At 65.4% G+C, this 16,407-nt stretch carries 11 protein-coding genes; all 11 read right to left on the reverse strand.

The annotated features are described in order from the left end of the window. Positions 1-2 precede the first annotated feature (2 nt). Positions 3-2,054, reverse strand: coding sequence for a conjugal transfer protein TraG (locus tag ACT53M_RS18680; RefSeq protein ID WP_476235332.1), 2,052 nt, complete (start codon positions 2,052-2,054; stop codon positions 3-5). Between the two features lie 335 nt (positions 2,055-2,389). Further along, positions 2,390-2,992, reverse strand: a complete 603-nt coding sequence (locus ACT53M_RS18685; protein WP_476235333.1) for a plasmid pRiA4b ORF-3 family protein — start codon at positions 2,990-2,992, stop codon at positions 2,390-2,392. Continuing rightward, complete coding sequence (gene tnpC, locus ACT53M_RS18690) at positions 2,989-4,539, reverse strand: IS66 family transposase (protein ID WP_476235343.1); 1,551 nt, start codon at positions 4,537-4,539, stop codon at positions 2,989-2,991. Before tnpC ends, ACT53M_RS18685 begins: the two co-directional genes overlap by 4 nt. A gap of 55 nt (positions 4,540-4,594) precedes the next feature. Then, positions 4,595-4,942, reverse strand: a complete 348-nt coding sequence (gene tnpB, locus ACT53M_RS18695) for an IS66 family insertion sequence element accessory protein TnpB (RefSeq protein WP_066727407.1) — start codon at positions 4,940-4,942, stop codon at positions 4,595-4,597. Further along, positions 4,939-5,301 carry an IS66-like element accessory protein TnpA gene (tnpA, locus tag ACT53M_RS18700; RefSeq protein ID WP_476235334.1) on the reverse strand — a complete coding sequence of 121 codons (363 nt, stop codon included), beginning with the start codon at positions 5,299-5,301 and terminating at the stop codon, positions 4,939-4,941. Before tnpA ends, tnpB begins: the two co-directional genes overlap by 4 nt. 246 nt (positions 5,302-5,547) lie before the next feature. Beyond that, positions 5,548-5,991 (reverse strand): deoxycytidylate deaminase, encoded by a 444-nt coding sequence (locus ACT53M_RS18705; RefSeq protein WP_476235335.1) that lies wholly within the window; start codon positions 5,989-5,991, stop codon positions 5,548-5,550. Further along, positions 5,984-7,987, reverse strand: a complete 2,004-nt coding sequence (locus tag ACT53M_RS18710; RefSeq protein ID WP_476235336.1) for a HEAT repeat domain-containing protein — start codon at positions 7,985-7,987, stop codon at positions 5,984-5,986. Before ACT53M_RS18710 ends, ACT53M_RS18705 begins: the two co-directional genes overlap by 8 nt. A 1-nt stretch (position 7,988) precedes the next feature. Next, on the reverse strand, positions 7,989-8,891 hold the full coding sequence (locus tag ACT53M_RS18715; RefSeq protein ID WP_476235337.1) for a 5'-methylthioadenosine/S-adenosylhomocysteine nucleosidase family protein: 903 nt from the start codon (positions 8,889-8,891) through the stop codon (positions 7,989-7,991). Between the two features lie 141 nt (positions 8,892-9,032). Continuing rightward, positions 9,033-9,476 (reverse strand): very short patch repair endonuclease, encoded by a 444-nt coding sequence (locus tag ACT53M_RS18720; protein ID WP_476235338.1) that lies wholly within the window; start codon positions 9,474-9,476, stop codon positions 9,033-9,035. 7 nt (positions 9,477-9,483) lie between these two features. After that, positions 9,484-15,009 carry a hypothetical protein gene (locus ACT53M_RS18725; RefSeq protein WP_476235340.1) on the reverse strand — a complete coding sequence of 1,842 codons (5,526 nt, stop codon included), beginning with the start codon at positions 15,007-15,009 and terminating at the stop codon, positions 9,484-9,486. Next, positions 15,006-16,355 carry a hypothetical protein gene (locus ACT53M_RS18730; RefSeq protein ID WP_476235341.1) on the reverse strand — a complete coding sequence of 450 codons (1,350 nt, stop codon included), beginning with the start codon at positions 16,353-16,355 and terminating at the stop codon, positions 15,006-15,008. Before ACT53M_RS18730 ends, ACT53M_RS18725 begins: the two co-directional genes overlap by 4 nt. Positions 16,356-16,407: the final 52 nt, after the last annotated feature.

The raw sequence follows: 16,407 nt of genomic DNA on the forward strand, positions 1-16,407 counted from the left end.
GGTCACAGCTCCACCTGCATGTCGCCGACCCGATGCCCGCCGGCACCATCCGCACCTGCGTCCATCGCGAAGGCGGCGCGCGCGATGCCGGAGGCGCCGGCCCGGTCCATGGCACGCTGGTCGGTGGCAGGATCGTCCTCGTCCTGGCCGAGCCCCAATACCTCGGTTGGCGTGGGTTCGGCGGCCGGCTTGGCTGGAAGCTCCTGCCCGGGATGACGCGCCTGCTCGAGCCCGCCATCCTCATCCTCGCGCTGCTCTGACGCACCATCTGCGAGGCGCGTATCCGTCTCACGGACGACGCCGGCCCAGTCATTTGCCCGCGGTGCAGGCCGATCGGCATAATCGCCATCACCGAGCACAGGCGGCGGCAGGATTCGGGCCTTGAAGACTGCGTCCTTGTAGTAGCGCAGCTTGGTGGCACGGATCGGCGGCGTGCCCGCTACCAGCACCAGCTCCTCCGTCGGCGGCAGCTGCATCACTTCGCCTGGCGTCAGCAGCGCCCGCGCCGTCTCCTGCCGGCTGACCATGACATGGGCGAGCCAGGGCGCCAGCCGATGCCCGGCATAGTTGCGCATCGCGCGTTGCTCGGTGGAAGTGCCGAGGGCATCGGAAATGCGCTTGGCCGTCCGATCGTCGTTGGTCGCGAAGGCGATGCGGACATGGCAATTGTCGAGGATGGCGTTGTGCTCGCCATATGCCTTTTCGATCTGGTTTAGGCTCTGGGCGATCAGGAAGGCGCGGACGCCGTAGCCGGCGAGGAAGGCCAGGCTGGTCTCGAAGAAGTCGAGGCGCCCGAGCGCGGGGAACTCGTCGAGCATCATCAGCAGCTTGTGGCGCCCACCCGTCTTGGCCCCCTTCTCGGCTTCCAGGTGCTCAGTCAGGCGTCGTCCGATCTGGTTGAGCACAAGGCGGATCAGCGGCTTGGTGCGGCTGATGTCCGAGGGCGGCACCACCAGGTAGAGCGACACCGGCGCCTCGGCTTCGACCAGGTCGGCGATGCGCCAGTCGCAGCGCGACGTGACGGCCGCGACCGTCGGATCTCGGTAGAGGCCGAGAAACGACATGGCGGTCGACAGCACGCCGGACCGCTCATTCTCGGACTTGTTCAGCACCTCGCGCGCCGCCGATGCCACCACCGGGTGAACGGCGGGCGCTTCCGGCGTGCCGAGATGATTGGTGGTCATCATCCGGTCCAGCGTGTCGGTAAATTTGCGCTGCGGATCGGAAAGGAAGGACGCGACGCGGGCCAGCGTCTTTTCCTCCTCGGCGTAGAGGACGTGAAGGATCGCGCCGACCAGCAGCGAATGGCTGGTCTTCTCCCAATGATTCCGGCGCTCCAGCGCTCCTTCGGGATCGACCAGGATGTCGGCGATGTTCTGGACGTCGCGGACCTCATCCTTGCCGCGACGGACCTCGAGCAGCGGATTGTACCGCGCCGATCGCGCGTCCGTCGGATTGAACAGCAGGCAATGCGAGAAACGCTGGCGCCAGCCGGCGGTCAGCTGCCAGTTCTCTCCCTTGATGTCGTGGACGACTGCGGACCCGGTCCAACCGAGCAGCGAAGGAATGACGAGGCCCACGCCCTTGCCGCTCCGGGTCGGCGCGAACGCCATGACATGCTCGGGACCGTCATGGCGTAGGTACTGCCGGCCCACGCGGCCGAGGAACACACCGGCCTCCGTGACAAGCCCGGCGGCGCGAACATCCTGAACACTTGCCCAGCGGGCGGAGCCGTAGGTCGTGACATGGCGCCGCTGACGGGCACGCCAGAGGGACCCGCAGATTGCTGCCCCGCACCCGACCAGACCACTCGTAGCCGCAATGGCGCCCGCTTCTTCGAAGATTGTCGGGGCATAGGCCTCGAACGAGAACCACCAGCCGAACAACGCCCAGGGTCGATAGAAAGGACGCCCGAAGGCGAAGAACCAGGGCCGGCCCAGTTCGGGCTGATACGCCAGTTCCGCCGCGGCCCACTGCGTCGCGAACCAGACCCCCGCCAATACGATGACGAGCACGATCAGGATTTGTCCAATGAGCAGTTTGGTAGGAGTCATTTGGGCCTCCGCCCGCCAGTTCAGCCTGCGCGGGGTCGGTCCCTAGGGTCCTCCAATGCTAAGAATATCGACAGCTACAGCCTGGTGCATTCCGATGCAGATTCGATGTAATTTACGCGCGTCACTGGCAACCCGCGCACGCGCCTCTAAACGGCCAAAACTGGCGCACCAAATGGGTGAATTTTCCGGGATTAACTATGTCGAATTTGTTAGAAATTTAGTCCCAGAAGAGCTTTCTGGGGCGCCGCCTAAGCGGTTGATTTTTCAGTAAATTCATGGACTTACGAAGTCACCAAGAGCAACGCTAGCGTAAGCGTGGCCGGTAGGCCGCCTTGCTATTGTGCTCGGCTCTTTAGGTAGGCGATCTTCCCGGCATGGCGGCGGTTGGCGATGGCAGCGAGAGCGCGTCTGGTGAAGCGTTCGTCGATGTCGTCGGGATTGTATGGGCCGCCATACCATTCCCTTAGGCGGTGGTGCTCCTCGTGGGTGGGGTCGACCATGGCATCGAGGAACATCTCGAAGCCGGGCAGCCCCCCGACATCCTCGGGCGGGCAACGTCGCTCGCCATCGACAAAGCTCGGATATTGCTGGTCTGGTTCACCGGGGCCGATGCTCTCGATGGTGATGGTGTGCCGCCAGTCATCGCCCATGTCGTAGGTGTAGAGGAGTTCCCGCACCCCGCGGTCGAGGAGCGCCGCGAGCTTGACGTTCCGCGCCGCAGCCATGCCGTGGTCCGGCCATGACGGGTCGGGCACACCGTAACGTCGGTCTCCGGCCTCGAAATGCCACAGGTGGTAACTCTCCCAGCCCATGGCGGCCTGGATGATGTCATGGAGCATCTTCAGGCTGGCAGTGACCGGCACGTCGACCCGGCGCCAGATGGTGGGTTCGATGTCGTTCAGGACGATATGGAGGCGGGCGATGGTTTCGGCGCTCATGCCGCCATTCTGGCAGGTTCGCCTGCCCAGTTCCACGGCAGGAGTTCGTCCCAGCGGCTGGCCGGCCAGTCACTGGCGATCTTCGCGATGACGTCTGCGATATAGGCCTGCGGGTCGACACCGTTGACCTTGCAGGTCTGGATGACAGTGTAGATGGCGGCGGCACGCTCGCCGCCCACGCGCGAGCCGGCGAACAGCCAGTTACGGCGGCCGATGGCGACGCCCCGCAGCGCGCGTTCGGCGATGTTGTTGTCGATCTCCAGCCGGCCGTCGTCGAGGAAGCGGGACAGCGCCGGCCAGCGCTTGGTGCCATAGGCGATGGCCTTTGCCATGTCGGATTTGGGCGACAGGCGGCGCAGTGCGACATCGAGCACGTCGCGCAAGGCGCCGACCAGCGGCTTGCTGCGTTCCTGCCGTGCCCAGTGCCGGATATCCGGCGGCTGGCCGCGCACCTCGGCCTCGACGGCGTAGAGCGCGCCGATCCGCTCCAGAATGTCGGTGGTCAGCGGCGTGGCGGTGCGCTCATGCAGGTCAAAGATCTTGCGCCGGAAATGGGCCCAACAGGCCACCTCGGTGGCGCCGCCCCGATACAGCCCGTCATAGCCGGCATAGGCATCGGCCTGGAGGAATCCGCGAAAGCCGGCAAGATGCGCCAGCGGGTGCGCGGCGGTGCGGTCCGGCGTGAAGCGATACCAGATCGCGCGCGGCGCGGTGCTGCCCGAGGCCTGGTCGTCGGCCGCGTACACCCATAGCCGCCCGGTTGCGGTCTTGCCGCGGCCGGGATCGAGCACCGGCACCGGGGTGTCGTCGGCGTGGATCTTGTCGGCGTGCAGGACTTCGTCGCGGATGCGAGCGACGACCGGATCGAGCAACGCTGCGGCCTGTCCGGCCCAGCCGGCCAGCGTCGAGCGGTCGATGTCGAGCCCCTGCGCCGCCATCATCTCTGCCTGGCGGTACAGCGGCAGGTGGTGCTCGAACTTCGACACCACGACATGCGCCAGGGTGGCGAAGCTGGCCTTGCCGCGCGCGACGGCGCTGGCCGGCGCGGGCGCCTGGACGATCTTCTCGCAGACCCGGCAGCTATATTTGGGGCGGACGTTGCGCACCACCCGCCAGCGCACCGGCACCACGTCGAGCATCTCATGGGCATCCATGCCCAGCCGGCGCAGCGCGCCGCCGCAATCCGGGCAGGCGCAGGCGCCCGAGGCTGGTTCGTGGACGACCTCTTCGCGCGGCAGATGCGCCGGCAGGCTGCGGATCGGTGCCGGCCGCGACGCCGCCTCGGACGGGCGCTCCTCTAGCGGCGCCGCGTCGCGCTCGGATTCCAGCTCCTCCAGCGCCAGTTCGAGCTGCTCGATCTCGCGGCCCAGCTTCTCGGACGAGGCGCCGAACTGCATCCGCCGCAGCCGGGCGATCTGCCCGCGCAAGCTGTCGATGAGCAGATCGCGGGCGGCAAGCGCGGCATTGGCCCGGGCGAGCAACGCCTCCAGCGCGGCGATCCGCGCGGCGGCATCAGCAGGGGAAACGGGCGCTTCCGACACCCGGATTTCCTAGCAGATCGCGGGGCGCCAAGCGAGCAAAAGCGACGCAAAACCGCCGGTTTCAGCCCGCCAGCGTCGGCGTGCAGGTCCGCTCCGGGCGGCGCCAGTCGATGCCCTCCAGCAGCATCGACAATTGCGCCGGCGTCAGCACCACCGTTCCGCTTGCCGTCACCGGCCAGACGAAGCGGCCCCGGTCGAGCCGCTTCGAAAACAGGCACAGGCCTTGCCCATCGAACCACAGCAGCTTGACCAGATGCCCGCGCTTGCCGCGGAACGCGAACAGCGCGCCCGAATGCGGGTCTTTCGCCAGCACCTGCTGCACCAGCACCGCCAGACCGTCGAACCCCTTGCGCATGTCGGTCACGCCGCACGCCAGATATACCCGTGTCGGCAACGGCGCCGGGCTCACCGCAGCACCGACAAGACCCGTGCCAGCGCATCCGCATCCACCCCACCGTCGACACTGATCCGAATACCGCCGGGCAACGCGATATCGATGCGCCCCGGCGAACACGGCACCGGCGGTGACGCCGGCACGACCGGCTCGGCGAGCCGAACCTCGGCGAACACCGGTAGCGACGCTGCCGCCCCGGCCAGCTTGCCGGCCCGCAACTGCTTGCGCCACGTATAGATCAGGCTGCTCGACACCTCGCGCCGGGCGATCACATCGCAGACCCGCACGCCAGGCTGGAACGCCTCGGCGAGAATCTCCAGCTTCTCCGCGTCAGACCATCGCCGCCGGCCCGAAACACGGCCCACGACCTCCATGCGACCAGTCATACGAGTGCTCGTATGACTGGTCGTAGAACCCGAAACTTCCTGCACCACCAACGCCCTCGTCAAAGGCGGCAAGCATCCCGGCTATAAACGATGCCGCAAGGCGGCCTGCTGAACACGCTTACACGCTAGCACAAACAAAACGTCTGGAAAAGGCTGGACGAGCACGGACGATATGGTTCGGGTCCCTTGCCACCGAATTGTGCAGCCAACGCGGCAGGCGCTCCAGCGATTTCGCTAGGTTGTAGAAATGAAGCGAACAGCGACGCCCGCTTCCTCCAGGAGATCCACCGAGACGCGAAATCCCTCGCCCCACTGCGAGTCGGAGAAGTCAGGAGCCAAGCTCACAAGTTCCGATATGCCTGCCTGGACGATGGCCCGGGCACAATCGACGCAGGGAAACCAAGGCAGGTACATGCGACAGCCAGCGAGCGGAATCCCGTTGCGTGCAGCCGCATAGATAGCATTCCGCTCGGCATGCTCCGTCCAGAAATACTTGGCCGGCCGCTCATGCCGGTGATCATGGTCATCGTTTAGACCGCGCGGGAACCCGTTGAACCCGATTGACCGGACGCTGTTGTCCGGGGCCACGATCACGCAGCCGACCTGACGGCTCCGATCCTTGCTCCAGCCGGCTACGAAGCCGGCCAGCTCCATGAACCTCTGATCCCAGTCAGCCATGAAGCGCGCCCTCCTGCGCCACCGGTGCCGGGGCATACAGCTTCTCCGCCTCGTTCAGGCACCCACGCCATAAATCCCGGTCCCCGAGGCGCTCGGTTGCGAGGAACAGCGCCTGCACACAAGCCTGCACGAAGGACAGCCATTCCGGCGGCGCGGCCGAGGGATCGACGAGCAGGCTGGACCTCAGTTCACGCGCAATCCGGTCAGACCTCGAGATCGCCGACGCTCGCTCGGCGATCGCGGCGCTCGCTTCCACCCTAAGCTCCGGACTCGCGATGGTGGCAAGCTCGACCAGCGATCTTGTCGCACCATAGCGGACGTCCTCGTCGGCATCGGTGTCGATCAGGTCTCGAAGGCAATGAAGCGCTTCTTGCCGGGGTATTGCCCCGAGCACGTGGGCGATCCTCCACCTCACCGTCGCATTGGGGGAGGTCACAAGCCATTCGGCCAACTGGCGCAAGATCCAGCCGCCGTCGGCGACCCTTTTGGCGACGTTTGCCACGGTCCAGCCAAGGATGGAGTTGTCCTCGATGATCTTTGCCAGCGTTGTGGGATCAATGGCCTGTGTCTCGGATATGCGAAACACTTCCTTCCATTCGTTGAACCATGGAATGTTGGAGCCAACGGTATCGACTACAGCGCAAAGCTCGGCGAGGGTCGCCGCCTGACGAAACGGGGCTGCCTCTTCGATCTGCATAAGACGCAAGGCGTCCGCAGCCCGTTGGCGGGTAGCAATGACAGGGTCGAAGCACTTGTCGCCGAGCATGGCGAGAATAACGGTCCGCATCTCTGCGCCCACCGGGGTGTCACTTTGTCGCCTTTGCGCAAGGGCATAGCCGGCTGCATAGAGGTTCCAGTCATAGAGCTTCTGCAGGAACAAGTCCGCGCGCCCCTCCGCGAGTTGTTCGAACGCCAACTCGACTGCGTCGAACGAGCTGGCATCGAAGCTCAATTCCCGGAACAGCTCTGGCGTCCAGAGGGCGGGATCGAGCCGCGCGACATGCGTTGCGGCAAGGAAGTCATGCGCGATGTGGTGCTGGAAGAACCCGTTCGCGCCGTCGATCCTGATCGCGCCGGACTGCTCGAGCTTGTCGAGGATGGGCTGGCCGACCTTCTCCTCAAACGCCGCGACGTCGAACATCCGGGATCGTGCAGCAGAGTATGCGGCAAAACAAGCTTCGGCGACTGTACCGATCTCTGCATCGGCAAGCCCGAAGTGCTCGTGGATCATCGTATCTAGCATCGTCACGCGACCTTCGCCGGAGGTCCCAGATCGCAACGCTGCATCAAGGAAGAATGGCGATGACCGCAGGTCGTTCTCGACCACTGCGGCACCCTTGGGAAGGTGTCGGCGGATCTCGTCGGCAGCTAGCGGTAGGGGCGTTCCGATCCACCACCGGGTGGGGCTCGGCAGGTCCCTACGGACAAGTCTGTCCACGACGATTACCGAGGTATTCATGTAGTAGGCCACAACCTCGTCGAGCACCGTGAGCACCTCAAGGCCAACCTTGGCCGTAATCTCGTTCAGGCCGTCAACGAATATGATCTTGCGAATATTGGGCGGCAGGCGGTCAAGGTCGATGATGCCCAGCCCCAGCCCAGAGAAGCGGCGGACGAGAAAGTCTGCGCCGGCCCCGACATTGTCCTGGGTCCATTCCTTCCAGCCCTCGTAGTCCGCGCCTGTCCACTGCTTCAGGTCGATGAATACCGGCACGATGCCGGTATCGATCGCGCGCCTGAACAGCCGTCGCAGCAACCAAGTCTTTCCATCGCCGCCTCGGCCAGACAAGATTGCCCGTCCCGTGGAAAGCGAGTGGTCGAGCACCTCGTCCTCGCGAAGCGTTGTACCAAGCTCGCCTGCGAAGATGTCATCGTAGGACCGCGACCAGCGGGTGAGGAGCGAGAATGCGGGCTCGTGCGCCTTCCAAGAGGCGACGAGGCTGCGCGCCGAGGCGACGAGCTGTTCGCGAAAATCCTCTGGCTTGGGCTGCGGCATGTCAATTCCCTCCAATATCGGGCGGGAGGGTTTGGACGAACTGCCTTGCGACCAGCGCGGCGGCGTGCGCGGCGAAGGACTTCCATTGTGCGCGCTGCTCGTTGTTTTCCCCGTCGGCCACGAGGTCTGAGATGCCCCGAACGATCACATAGCGAGGGTGGTACCAGAACGATCCCCGCCCGTGGCAGACCGCCCTGGCCATTCCGATGGACTCCATGTCAACAGCAAGCGGCTTGTCGAAGGGCTCGAGCAACTGCTTCTGCACCGGGCTGTGGACGTCTCCCAGTACCTTCTCGGCAGACACGATCCCGCCCACGTGGATCTTGCACGGAGCCCCGGCATCGGGGGGCTGGTGGTCCGCGTCCAGCGCGTCGCGGATGTTAAAGGTCTTTGAGATCGGCGCGCAGACGTTCTTGCGTAGGGGCTCCGACGGATGGTCGATTGCGTAGGTGCGAACCCTGGCAGCGTTGTTGTCGATCTTGAGAAACTCGACGTAGTTGACCTGGTCGGCGAACACGACGTCGCCGGTACGAATTCCGTCCCGGCCTTGGTTGTTAGCATCGCAAAGGCCGCCCGCGACGCCCAACAAAATCATCACCTGGGGACGCAGGTCCTCCATGAAATCGGTGGCATCGGCGGACACGGGCACGTTGGAGCGGTCCGACGCCTGGATCAGCGCCAGGTCCCACTCCCTCGTGCCCCTGTCGCCGTCCACGAAATAAGGCGTCCCCGCGACATTGTGGCGCAACTCGAAGACCGACTTCGCGGCCTCGAATTCCTCCTCGATGATCGTGATTATCCCGACCCTGACGCGCCCGACGCGTCCCGTTGGGGCAACTCTTTCCGCGACCTCGCTCGATGGCGCTTGCCGGGAACCCAGGAGGGAGGCGAGCAGGCGCTTCACCAGCGGGGCTCCGATCGAATTTGCATGCCTGAAAGTCTCCCACCCCAACACCCCCCCCTGGCACCGGCGTGCATCGAAGGCAATTGAATTTTCCCCATTTGTTCCATTTCTGCCTACTACGATTGCTTTCCCTGCCTAGACCTAGAAACCAATGAAAGTTGCTGACGGGTGCCCAATCTCGCTCGCGATGCGGCGGGCTGCGGCCTCAGCCTTCCGCTGCGATGCAAGCTCGCATTCCCATGCAATGAGCACCTTCCAGCCAAGAGCATCGAGCGCGGCCGCGTTGCGTCGGTCGCGCTCGACGTTCCGCTCAAATTTCTCCTGCCAGAATGACGTGTTGCTCTTTGGCGTCGTCGCCACCTTGCACCCCCCGTGCCGATGCCAAAAGCAACCCTGCACCAGGACAACTGTCTTGAACCTTGGCAGGACGATGTCCGGCTTCCCGGGCAGGCGCTTGTCATGCACGCGAAACCGAAGGCCCAAGGCGTGAAGTGCCTTGCGAAGCGCCAGCTCGGGAGACGTATCCTTGGACCGGATGCGCGACATGCGCTCCGATCGTTCCTTGGGTGAGAGGAAATCGGCCATGCGGCCGCTAGCTGCCTCCCTCTCTACGGTCCCGGACAAGCTCGAAAAAAGGGTATCCGCGGATGATTTCACCGCCGACATCAAACGATTTGTAGAGGCACTGGTGATTGCCAAGCATCTTGACCCGCTCCGCTACTTCGCCGGCACTCGCTGCCAGGCCAAGCGCAGACAATTCGGAAGCCGTTACGTTTGGCACCTTATGGACGAACCAGGTTAGCAGTGGTTCGCGATAGTCCGTGGCGCCCGCCTTGAAATGGCGGAGGTACTGCGACGCCAAGATCACGCCGGCCCCGAATTCTCGACCCTGCAGCAGCAGTTTGCGCAGGACGTCGAACTCGTACCGCATGATGTTGTCGGCTTCGTCGACCAGAAGATAGGAATCGATCGCACGCAGCTGCGGGTCACTGCCCAGGAACGGTCGTTTAGGCGTGCGTAGCATGTTCTCGTAGAACATGTTCAACATGACGGCGACGAGCATGTTCTTGCTGTGGTCGTCCTGCCCAAGCGCATCCAGCGCGATGACCACCACGCCGTCAAGGAATTGGTCGAACGGGACTGTCCGCGACTGGTCGGGCTCGAAGATCTCCATGTCCATCAGGTCGTCGATGATGGCCATCGGCGAGTCGGACTTCCCGTCGAGGATGGTGGCGTAGGCCTCGTGGACGTCGCGCAAGGTTGGAGGCATGCCTGCCGGGGCCGTCTCGTAGGCTTCGCGGACCGCCCGCTTCAGCTTGTCCCGCTGCACCGGGCCGATCCCGGGATAGATCTTGCCGAGCACGTCGGCGAAGAAGCGAAACCGGTCCAGCCACGGGGTGGGAACATCCCCGATGGTCCTCGTGTCGAACAGGTTGAGCGGCAGCCGGTGGGGCCGGACGACGCGGGCGCCGGTGGCGGCGACGAAGTCCTCGCTGCTATAGTCGCGCTTGTAGTCGAAGATCAGGAAGCGCGGCCTGATGCCCCGGTTCTCGTCGCCCGAGCTGGCGATCTGGCAGATGAGCGACTTCAGCAGCTGTGTCTTGCCCGTGCCGAGGTCGCCCACGACGCCCATGTTCAGCTGGTTCAGCCGGGTGTCGGAAATATTCAGCGACAGGTCCCGCGGCTTGAACCCGTCGACAGTGCGGCCAACCTGCAGCACGACGCCCGCGCCCAGGACAGCCGGCGGATTGCTGTCCCCATCGCCGAGCCCGCCAGCGAGCAGCTCGGGTGTGGCGGCCGGCGGGGTATCCGTGGCCGCCGTCGTGATATCGGCGGCCGGGCTAGTCTCGATCGTCTCGACCTCGGCTGGCGCCTCGCTATCGGTCGCCTCGATCGGCGCCGGTGACGCCGCTGCGGGGACATGCTCGCTTGCTTTCGACGGCATGAGGTCCCAGTCGCCCAGCCGGGCATGGACCATCGCGTAGAACGCTGTTGGGTCGCCCGCGACGATCTTGCCCGCATCCTCGCTTCCGACGACGATCGTCTCGTCGAACCCGTCGCCATCATGGTCACGGGAGGTACTCGAATGCGATCCGTCGACGACGATCAACCGTCCCCGTGGATCGACCTCTATGCAGTCGATCCCGTCGAGCACCGCTCTGGCGATCGATTCATGCAATCTGGCCCACTGGCCGGAATTGCCACGCACGTCGTTCTGCTGGCTGTAGACCCGCATGCCGAACCCGATGATCGACAGCACGAGATGCTGGAAGGCCAGCGCCCAGAGACGGGGCTGCCCGTCGTGTGGCGTCATCGCACCAAGCAGCGAGGACAGTGCCTTGGCCTGATCGAGCGCCTCGATGGCGTCGCCGGCACCGTAGGTTGCAGTTGGTCGGCACTTGACCTCCACGGGTGTCAGCTTGATCTGCGGCTCACCGCCCGCGAACTCGACGCCCACCACGACAAGGTCCGGGCGAAGCAACGCCAGGTCCTTGCGGTCCTTGCCGAGCGTCCTGCAAAGGTCGCCAAGGTAACCGCGGAACGGATCAACTGGCACAACGATAGCGATAGACGGTGCATCTGCGCTTCCCTTCAAGACGGGCAGGACACCACCGGCAAAGCCGCCCTCGGCGCGGAAGCGATCCTGGAGGAGCCGCACGCCGACGAGGACGCCAAGGTCGCCCGTTGCCCCTGCATCGTCCCCGGCAAGCCCCTTGATGGTCGGGATGCCGCGGCGCGCCACCTCAAGTAGGACATCGCTGACCTTGTCCGGTGCTATTCCCTCGCATCCTGGGAGGCGCGCAAGGGCCTTGGCCAAGGCTTCCCGGTCCGCATCACTGACCTGCGACAGTAGGTAGTATCCGTTCGTGTCGCCCGAGCGGTGCGAATAGGAGGGCAGTTCGTAGTCCCAGAGATAGGCGCCTTCCAGCCAGCCCCCCAGGAAACATGCTGGGTCAATCGCCGACGAAGACACCGCGACGAAGTCCGTGCGCCGCTCTTGGAGCATGTGCTTCACTTCGTGCACGTTGGGCGCAAACTGCAACCCGACGGGTGCCGGCGAGAGGTTCTCGACCGCCGCGGCGAGGCTCCCCACCTTGTCCGCCAGCACCTCGCCGCTCTGGGCGGGCGGCGTGGATCGCCGGGATTCATGGAGGAAGACGCGCGGCAGCTGGCGGCGGATGCGATGTCGCGACAGTGCGCCGAAGCCAAGCGGCGTGCGCTGCTCCACCTCTGCCGCGCCGGGCTCGGTCATGTCGAGCTGCGCGATGATGCCGAGGTCGGGGATGCTGCGCGGGGGTTGACCCGCAAACCAGCGGACCGCGTTCCGCGTGTCCTCCGAGAGATTGGCGATCTTCGCGTCGTCAGGACGCGCTTCATCCGTCCTGTCGTCGAAGATCTCAACGAAGCGCTGCCCGGTCGAGCGGGAGCGCGGGCGCCTTGCGTCGTCCTGGAACCGGGACGTGCACCATTCGATCAGGCCCTCGTTGCAGGCATCGGTGGCGCCCCCGGCGCTGGAGACAGCAATCGACACAACGGGCTTTGCCGCGAGCAACTCCGACACGTCATCGAGCGCCCTGACCACCTGGGCCGCGCTGAAGCCAACCGAGATACCGCCCACGCTGATTCCGAACTCATCGCCGAAGGGGGCCTGCATCGAGCGGCGCGGGAGACTGCCGAGGCTCGACGCGTTCCAGAGGACCGACCAGTAGTCGGTGCCGTTCTCGACCGCTAGGTAGTCGACCTTGTCGGCACCGGATGGCGACCGGATCGACATGCACATGATGTCGGGCACGCAATCCGGGTCGAGCACGCTGGCAGCTGGGCAAGGCTTGCCTTGCTCGTCCGCCTCCGAGAGCACACCTTGCGCGACCACGTGCCACCCCAGCCGAAGTGGATGGAACGGCGACAATAGGATCGCATCGGGTATGCGGGAAAGGCTGCGCCCGCTGCTGTCGAGCGAGCAAACCGCAATGACATCGCACCAGCAGGCCACGTCGGGCGCCGTGGCAAGCCAGGATTGGTACGCATCGACATAACGCTCGACCGTCGCCCTGAACTCCGCGTCGCGCACGGCCAGCTCGCCGAGGCGAGCGGTTTCGAACACCCCGGACTGGTCGCCGTCCCCGCGAACGTGGCGCGCGATCTCCTCGCGCGCGTCCAAGAATGTTTGCGGCGGATCGAACTCGTCGGGCGTGGGCCGGGGATCGCAAATGAACGAACCGGCTGACACCAGCGGCCCGCCACGCTCGCCCCATTGCGGCGGAGCCCAGTGGTTGCCGTAGTCCTCGGCCAGCACGATTGGCTGGTAGGACTGCCGGGCGGCGTCAGGCGCGAGGAGCCAATCCTGAAGCATCGTGGACCGGACGGCGCGATTGACCTGAATGACAGCCTTGGCGTCGAAGGACTCAAGCTGCTTTCGGTTCACCCTGATCAAGCGCTCGAATTCGCTTCGGCAGCCAACCTCTGGCGCATCCTCGCAGGAGAGGTAGGCCCGGCATATCTCGTGCGAGACCGAACCGTCGCGCTGCAGACGTGCGAGCTTGAAGTCGACTTGTAGGTTGCCGTCGACCTCGACCTCTAGCTGGAACGTCGCGTCGCGCAGTGGCCGGACGCTAAGCGTCGAGGCCGCCTCGGCCCGCCCATCGCCTAGGTCGGCCACCGACGTCGCGGAGGCCCCCAGCTCGATGCCAGGCGAGACGAACACCAGCAGCTCATAGCGGCCAGGGCCAGGCAAGGTAAGGCTGGTGTCCCAGTCCACGCCTCCGCGACCCGTGGAGCGGGACGGCTTGCGAGGCGGCGTGAACCTGCGGGTCAGCCGGCACGCGACGAGGATGCCGGGCTGCCAGCTCGCGAGCGACACCACCTTCATCGAGCCGGGCTTGAAGTTCGGTGCGGTCGCCTTGTAGCTGACGGGGTTCTTGTGCTGCGGCGGGGACAGGTCCTGAAGGACCTCGTCCGTGTCCGCGTCGATCTCCCCTACCTCCCTTGCCCCACCGGCCGGGGAGCGCTGGACCGATATTCGGGCGCCGGCTGGCTCGCCACCCTTAGTGGAGAAGCGCAGCTCGACGACGTCCATGACGATCGCGGGCATCGCCTTGCCAAGGGCGGCGATAGCGTTCGTGCACTCCATGACGATGTCGCCGGAGACCGCGGGTTCCTCGGCGAGAAGCTCCGCCCATCTCTCGACGTCGAGGTGGCCCCACCACGCAGGCGGCGGGTCTAACGACACCCCCTGCGCCGGCCCGTAGTAGGCCGCGGTTGCCCGGTCGAAGGCAGTCTGGAGCTGACAGGTGGACCTGACATGGGCATGGAATTGCTCGAGGGCCTGACGGTCCTCGTCTGTCGCACCGTCCGCAAGGCGGTCGATGCCGTTGCGGAATCCATCGGAAAGGGCGTCGGCCACTTTGTTCAGCGTGCCGAGCTGTTCGCGGGCAGATAGCGAGCCATCGCGCCGGGGGGGCACGCCGCACGCAAGGCTGATGCCAAAGCAGGCCCCCACGCCAAGCGCCGGGCCCACCGAGAAAAGCCTGGCGAGCACGGCCCATGCACCTCGCCGGGACGATTTGTCCGGATCCACCTCGTCCGCAGCACGGGCGGCCGCTTCGACCAGTTGCCGTCCGTCCTCGACGGACGCTTCCGGCAGCCCGGCGCGACCCAGGCCATCGGCGACCAGGCGCTGGACGAACGCGTCATCCCACCAGTTCTCGAAGGTCGCGTTGCCGCCGTTGTTCGTCTCCGCGACGCCGAACTTGTCTGTCGTGGAGGTTACCGAAAGGATGCTATGCTCGCCCGGGGGCACCAGCGCCACGAAGCTCGGCAGTTGTGGCGAGTTGCGCAGGTCGAGCAGGTGCGTCTCGTCGCACCATCCCGATTCGCCTATCCCGGGATTCTCTCCGGGAAGCTCGCCCCGCGGGACCTGGAGTAAGAATGGAGGCCGCAATCCACCAGCCTCGCCAGCTTCCCGAGCGAGGTGCTCGAACACCTCGGACAGGATTCCGAGCGGCGGTCCGTGGAACACAAGTCGGACCTCGGTGCTACCAGCTGCCGCGTCGGCGGCGGCAGGCGTGCCAACGTGCGCCGACACATAGTCCGCGAGCACTTGCGCGAGAGGAGTCATCGTGCAGCACCCGTGGCGGCCGGGGCCAGCCGGAACGGGGGCACGAGCAACATGCCGCTCTCCGCGTCAGGGCTGTCGAGGACAAGGCCAAGCATGCGTAGCTGGCTCCCTAGGTCGTTCTGGGGAATGTCCCTGTGCGCCATGCTGACACCATACTGGGCAAGGTGCTGTGCAAGCCTGTGGACGGAGCGTGGCCCACCAACGCCCGAGAGGGCGCAGTGCACGAGCGCGAGGACCGCTACCGGCCCAAGCGAGACCACCCACGGGCTGTTGGCACTCGGCCCGGCTTTGCGGAGGATGTAACCCTGGTCGTAGCCGCGAAGCGTGGGGTTTGCCGTCTGGCGCTGGCCAAGGACGTGCCGGACGAACTCGTTGATGTTCGACCCGATGCCCTTGCGGCAGGTCAGCGCCCTGGTTTCGCGATCCTCCAGCTCCATGATGACGTCGCGCACGCCGGCCGCGTGCAGGCGTGCCCGGTTCTGGCGAATCTGGTCGCAAAGCGAGGCAAGGCCAGCCGCCGAGGACAAGCCATCGGATGGCGCGACGCCAATGGCTTCCAGGGACCATAGCGTGGTGTTCATACCCAGGCGGGCGACGAGGAACCGGGATACGCTGTCGCGGATCGAGGGAAGCGCCTTGTTCCCGTAGGGAAGGCAAGCAAGCTTGTCGGGGAACATCGCTGTGCGCGCAGCGCTGGCATCCAGCGGCCCGTTGCCATCGAGCGCCGCTGACACCGCCTCCCACACCCGAGAGTGGACCTCGCACAGCCACGCGACATGGGAAACCACGCCGAGCCTCAAGATTGCCTCGAGGAGGCTCGTCCACTGGCGGCGTGTCATCATGGATTTCGCGGAGACGATCGCATTCACGTCATGCACGAATTGCTGCGCGGGGAAGGCGATCGCGCGCGCATCGTCCAGATCCATCACGGGCTCGTCGCGTGCAGGAACCTGCTCCCATCTGGGCTCGGGCATCCAGGCCTCGGCCTCGGCCTGGAGGAAGCGAGCGAAAACATCGTCGTCCTCGCCGATCGCGAGCGCCTCGAACAAGGCATTCCAGGTTGCCTGCGCCGCCGCTTTGTCACACGACCCCAGCCACACCATCCGCTTCACGAGGACGCCAGGTGTCCAGGGATTTCCCGCAAGGCGCGCCGAGCCGGAGAATACCGCCACCTGCGGCACGAGCGGCGTCACCTGAAGGAAGCGCTTGGTCGACTGGTTGGGCAGCTTGGGGCTCTCGAGCACCGAGCCCAGCAGGGTGCTGAAGGAATCGGGGTCCAGCGCGGCGCCGCCCGGCGACCGCGCGCGTTCCCTAGCCTTCCTAGGTCGTGAACCCATAAATCGCATCGCTCGAACGTGGCGGATCGTTATTGATGATCGCGCAAGAGGGGTTATTCAT

The organism is Sphingomonas sp. DMC6 (assembly GCF_056314225.1).

Coding starts and splice junctions, on each gene's coding strand:
- ACT53M_RS18720 (WP_476235338.1), bottom strand. CDS start 9,476: ATGGCCGATTTCCTCTCACCCAAGGAACGATCGGAGCGCATGTCGCGC.
- ACT53M_RS18725 (WP_476235340.1), bottom strand. CDS start 15,009: ATGACTCCTCTCGCGCAAGTGCTCGCGGACTATGTGTCGGCGCACGTT.
- ACT53M_RS18685 (WP_476235333.1), bottom strand. CDS start 2,992: ATGAGCGCCGAAACCATCGCCCGCCTCCATATCGTCCTGAACGACATC.
- ACT53M_RS18705 (WP_476235335.1), bottom strand. CDS start 5,991: ATGGCTGACTGGGATCAGAGGTTCATGGAGCTGGCCGGCTTCGTAGCC.
- ACT53M_RS18680 (WP_476235332.1), bottom strand. CDS start 2,054: ATGACTCCTACCAAACTGCTCATTGGACAAATCCTGATCGTGCTCGTC.
- ACT53M_RS18730 (WP_476235341.1), bottom strand. CDS start 16,355: ATGCGATTTATGGGTTCACGACCTAGGAAGGCTAGGGAACGCGCGCGG.
- ACT53M_RS18710 (WP_476235336.1), bottom strand. CDS start 7,987: ATGCCGCAGCCCAAGCCAGAGGATTTTCGCGAACAGCTCGTCGCCTCG.
- tnpA (WP_476235334.1), bottom strand. CDS start 5,301: ATGGAGGTCGTGGGCCGTGTTTCGGGCCGGCGGCGATGGTCTGACGCG.